Annotated in this window: 3 protein-coding genes; all 3 read right to left on the bottom strand. The window is 70.6% G+C overall.

Annotated elements, in window-relative coordinates; genetic code table 11:
* Positions 1-70: 70 nt before the first annotated feature.
* Positions 71-538 (bottom strand): YbjN domain-containing protein, encoded by a 468-nt coding sequence (locus ACFYWL_RS30835; RefSeq protein ID WP_386980231.1) that lies wholly within the window; start codon positions 536-538, stop codon positions 71-73.
* A 306-nt stretch (positions 539-844) separates the two neighbouring features.
* Positions 845-2443: an IS1634 family transposase gene (locus tag ACFYWL_RS30830; RefSeq protein ID WP_386980228.1), complete on the bottom strand. Its 1599-nt coding sequence runs from the start codon at positions 2441-2443 to the stop codon at positions 845-847.
* A gap of 152 nt (positions 2444-2595) precedes the next feature.
* Positions 2596-4272, bottom strand: a 1677-nt coding sequence (locus ACFYWL_RS30825) for an ATP-dependent Clp protease ATP-binding subunit (RefSeq protein ID WP_386980225.1), incomplete at its 5' end; no start/stop codon positions are given.

The following is a 4272-nucleotide window of genomic DNA, read 5'->3' as shown; positions in this document are numbered from 1 at the left end:
CCGGGCTCTTCCGTGGCGGACGTCCCCTGCGGGACGCCCGGGCGGACCGCTGCCGCCGGGGTGGGACGGGTCAGGCGCCCGGCTCGTCCGAGTCGCCGTCCTGCGGCCGCTCGGTGCCGTCGACGCCGCCGATGTCCTCGACGTCCTTCTCCAGCCCGAGCTGCTCGACCAGCCAGCGCTCGAACTCGATGGCCGCGCGCACCCAGCTCACCGTCGACGACACGAAGTGCTCCAGGCTCACGCCCGTGCCGACCAGCATCTGCGCCTCACCGATCAGGCGGACCGTGCCGTCGTCGTGCGTGTGCGTGTAGAGCTTCGGCCACAGGGTGCGCCGGTTCCAGTCGTCGATCGCCTCCAGAAGCTGCGGCTTCTCCTCGATGGGGTGCGGCCGGTCGTAGAAGGTCCGCACCGAGAAGACCTGCTGCTCCCCCTCACCGCGGAACATGAAATACGTGCGGAACTGCTCCCACGGCGCCGCGAGGTCACCCTCTTCGTCGACGACGTACTTCAGCTCCATCTGGTCCAGGAGCTGCTTCACAAGGTCCTGATCCGGGACGACGGGGCCCGCCGGTCCTTGGGACTGGGGCTGGGGCTTGCCCCCGAAGTTCGGAATCGAGGACGGGTCGATGCTCACCGTGAATTTCCCTTCGTACGGATTCCGTCATCCTCCCCCATGCGGGGAGGGGCGTGGCAACCCCCGACTACCCCTGTCAGCCCTCGGCGGACACGATCAGGCCGATCGCAGCACAGAGCGCCCCGCCCCCGGGTGAAGGGGGGCGGGGCGCGCCGGGTCCGCGCCGGTTCCTCCGGGGCCCTCTAGACCCGGACTTCGCGGGTCACCGTTTCAGGTCTGTGGCCAGCGGGTTTGTCCGATGTCGGTGTCGAGGAGGTCGAGGAGGTGGAGTTGGACGCCGCGGGTGATCTGGACGGTGGGCGGGTCGGTGAGGTTGCCGATCCGCAGGGTGAGTTCGCCGAGGTGGTAGAAGATCATGCGGCCGGTGGGACGGACGCGGCGGTTGTCCGGGTAGAGGCCGGTCATGGTCTGCTCGGGGCCGAGCGCGCGTCTGACCTGCCGTTCGATCAGACAGAACACCAGCAGGGCCAGACAGATGACCTGGATCAAGGCGGCGACACGGCGGTTGTGCTGCACGAAGACCGGCGTGACCGCGAGCGGCCCTTTGAAGTCGTGGTAGCGGCGCTCGACCGTGCCCTGGCCCTTGTAGTGGATGAGGGCCTCGGCCGGGGTGGCCCGGTCTGCCGGGATACAGGTCAGCAGTGCGTACCAGCCGTCGATCGCGGCCTCGGCATCCAGGACGGCCTGGTCGAAGTGCCAGGCCAGGACGGGGGCGCCGTGCTCGTTCTCGGTGACGGCCCAGCGCAGGCAGGACGTGACGCGCCGCTTGGCGGCGATCACGCCGATCCGGGCGACGATCTTCTCCCGGGTCCTGTAGTGACGTCCGCCGGCCGCGGTGGTGAGCTTGCCGAACTCTTCGGCCGCCTTGGCCAGGCGTTTGGCCCGGGCCGCCTGCTGGCCCGCAGCGTTCGCGGTGGAGTGGACCAGGATCCGGCGCAGGGTGAGGGGCGGGTCGCTCTTGCGGGGGCCGTTCAGGACGTGGGTGTCCTCCAGGACCCGGTAGGTCTCCCGCTTCTCGGGCGGCTTGTCCGCGTCCCGGTCGGGAACCCAGTCCACGACGACGGCCTGCCGCAGGTCGAGTGCCGCATAGACCTCGTTGCCGACCTGCGCGGCCGGGGCGGGGGCGATGAACTCCACTCCCGCTTGAAGCAGCGCCGAGACGTTGGCGTAGGAGACCAGCTTGGAGTCGGCGACCATCAGGAAGTCGCGGGTTGCGGCCATGGCCCGCAGGTCCTTCATCGCCCCGATGACCTGGCTGACCTCGGCCGCCGATCCGCCGAAGACTTTCGCGTGGATCGGGACACCGCCGTCGGCAGCCACCGCGAGACCGGCCTGGACCTGCTTCAGATCGGTCCGCCGGTCCTTGGGATGCCCGTAGCGGATCAGCGGGAAGTCCTCGTCCTGGCCCTCGGCCGGGTAGGCGCCGTGGACGGACATGCTGGTCATGTCCCAGTGCAGCCGGGCCACATCGATCCCGAACTCGCTGATCGCCCGGGCCCCGACCGTGCCCGCGATCTCATCCAGATGCGGAGCGATCGCGTCCAGCGCCCGGGCGAGCCGGTCGTCGTTGAGCAGCTCGGGCCCGATCCCGAAGACCTCCTCGACCGCCCAGCACCTGGCCCAGTCCTCCACCCGTACCAGCGGCGCGGGCGACGTCAGCCGGTTGGCCACCAACGCCTCGATCACCTGCCCGTGCGTCACCAGCGCGCTAGCGCCGCCCGGACACACCGCATCGACGATCCCGGAAACATCCAGCCGGCGCAGAAACTCGGCAGCGACAGGCAGAGCGCCCAGACGCTTCTCCACCACGGACGTCACCACCACATCGAGGCGCTGACGCTGGGACCGTGGCCGCGGGGACCGGGAAGTCATCGACACACCCAGCCCAACGCCACACCCCCGGCCCGGGACACCCCCGAGCCGGTCACACCATACGAATCAACGACCCGCGAAGTCCGGGTCTAGAGGGTCTTCCCCGTGGCGGGTCCCACCTTCAGGCCCTCGCCGGAGGTGTCGACCCGGACCGTGTCGCCGTCCTTGATCTCGCCCGCGAGGATCTCCTTGGCGAGGCGGTCGCCGATCGCGGTCTGCACCAGGCGGCGCAGCGGGCGGGCACCGTAGGCCGGGTCGTTGCCCTCCTCGGCGAGCCAGGCCAGGGCCTCGGGCGTGACGTCGAGGGTGAGGCGGCGCTCGGCGAGGCGGCGGGCCAGGCGGTCGATCTGGAGCCGGGCGATGCGGCCCAGCTCGTCCTTCGACAGCGCGGAGAACACCACCAGGTCGTCCAGCCGGTTGAGGAACTCGGGCTTGAAGGACACCCGCACCACGTCCAGGACCTGCTGCTTCTTCTGCTCCTCGGGGGTGTCCGGCTCGACCAGGAACTGGCTGCCCAGGTTCGAGGTGAGGATCAGGATGGTGTTGCGGAAGTCGACGGTGCGGCCCTGCCCGTCGGTGAGCCGGCCGTCGTCGAGGACCTGCAGCAGCACGTCGAAGACCTCGGGGTGGGCCTTCTCCACCTCGTCCAGCAGGACGACGCTGTAGGGGCGGCGGCGCACGGACTCGGTGAGCTGGCCGCCCTCCTCGTAGCCGACGTAGCCGGGGGGCGCGCCGACGAGACGGGCGACGCTGTGCTTCTCGCCGTACTCCGACATGTCGATGCGGACCATGGCCCGCTCGTCGTCGAAGAGGAAGTCCGCGAGGGCCTTGGCCAGCTCCGTCTTGCCCACGCCGGTCGGGCCGAGGAAGAGGAAGGAGCCGGTGGGCCGGTCCGGGTCGGCGATGCCCGCACGGGAGCGTCGTACGGCGTCGGAGACCGCGCGCACCGCCTCGCCCTGGCCGATCAGGCGGCGGCCCAGCTCGTCCTCCATGCGCAGCAGCTTCTGCGTCTCGCCCTCCAGCAGGCGGCCGGCCGGGATGCCGGTCCAGGAGGCGACCACGTCGGCGATGTCGTCGGAGCCGACCTCCTCCTTGACCATGGTGGGCTTCCCCCGGAGCGAGACGGCCTCCTCCTCGGCCTCGGAGGCGGCCTCCAGGTCCCGCTCCAGCGTGGGGATCTCGCCGTACAGCAGCTTGGAGGCGGTGTCGAAGTCGCCGTCGCGCTGGGCGCGTTCCGCCTGGCCGCGCAGGTCGTCGAGCCTCTCCTTCAGCTCGCCCACCCGGTTGAGGGACTGCTTCTCCTTCTCCCATCGGGCGTTGAGGCCGCGCAGTTCCTCCTCCTTGTCGGCGAGGTCGCGGCGCAGCTTCTCCAGGCGCTCGCGGGAGGCGGGGTCGGTCTCCTTGCCGAGGGCGAGTTCCTCCATCCGCAGCCGGTCGACGGCCCGCTGGAGTTCGTCGATCTCCACGGGCGAGGAGTCGATCTCCATACGGAGCCGGGAGGCCGCCTCGTCGACGAGGTCGATGGCCTTGTCGGGCAGGAACCGGGAGGTGATGTACCGGTCGGAGAGGCCGGCGGCGGCGACCAGGGCGGCGTCCGCGATCTGCACCTTGTGGTGGGCCTCGTAGCGGCCCTTGAGCCCGCGCAGGATCGCGATGGTGTCCTCCACGCTGGGCTCGGCGACGAGCACCTGCTGGAAGCGCCGCTCCAGCGCCGGGTCCTTCTCGATGCGCTCGCGGTACTCGTCGAGGGTGGTCGCGCCGACCAT

Origin of the sequence: Micromonospora sp. NPDC002575, assembly GCF_042889525.1 — a bacterium.
Lineage (GTDB): Bacteria > Actinomycetota > Actinomycetes > Mycobacteriales > Micromonosporaceae > Micromonospora > Micromonospora carbonacea.
Note: the sequence above shows the minus strand (reverse complement) of the source record. Positions and strands in the feature narration are given on the sequence as shown.